We start from the raw sequence: 805 nt of genomic DNA on the forward strand, positions 1-805 counted from the left end.
GTAGTAAGACCCCTTGAAGACGACGAGGTAGATAGGGCAGAGGTGGAAGTGCAGTAATGCATGAAGCTGACTGTTACTAATCGGTCGAGGGCTTAACCAAAAGGTTATGGTTAAGAATTGGATAGGTAAGAGGAAGTTATTTCCTGAAGGATGAAAGATAGAGAGTAGAAGAAATTCAGTGTGCAGTTTTGAAGATATATAAAGAAGACCGTTGTACAGAAATGTATGACGGTTTTTTTGTGTAATAGGGAATTCCAATTTGGCAGATATTCCTTAAGTTTTTCATAATGGCGCTGCTGGACTGACTTTCGATGTCCTTTACCGGCGATAAACGTTGTTTCATCCAACTGTCAGATTTCTGTGTATTTCGATGCGGCTTCCTTTAAGTATTCTGGCGAGTATTCTGTATTAATACTGAACTTTATCCCCGTGTATTGAAGCTCAAGATTAATTTCCTGAAACAGGGAAGTGAGCTTCTCAAACAGGCGGTATCTGGATTTTTCAGTCGCTTTCTTCCATACCCATTATTAAAATTATATATTATGTACAGTTTTGAAAAATGGCACACCGCAATCTCGTTACTGTAGTGTTTGGAAAGAGAAGAGAGCAAATAGTTGTATATATGATAATAGAAGAAAATGGCGCAAAATAAATCAGCGGCATTTCCGCAAGAAGGATCAAAATAAGCTGGTGGGAATGCTACTGATTTTTTAATTTAGTATGTGTGAAATAAATAGAAATGACAAAATATTCTAAAAAATCACAACAAAATAAAAAGAATAACAAATATAGAAAAATCGTTGAC

1 rRNA gene is annotated in these 805 nt (G+C 36.1%); it reads left to right on the plus strand.

Annotation, left to right across the window (positions count from 1 at the left end):
- A 23S ribosomal RNA gene (locus DWY89_RS14170) occupies nt 1–100 on the plus strand; the annotation flags it as partial.
- Between the last annotated feature and the right edge of the window lie 705 nt (nt 101–805).

The sequence above is a fragment of the Clostridium sp. AF27-5AA genome, from assembly GCF_003478415.1.
In the GTDB taxonomy this organism is placed as follows: domain Bacteria; phylum Bacillota; class Clostridia; order Lachnospirales; family Lachnospiraceae; genus Otoolea; species Otoolea fessa.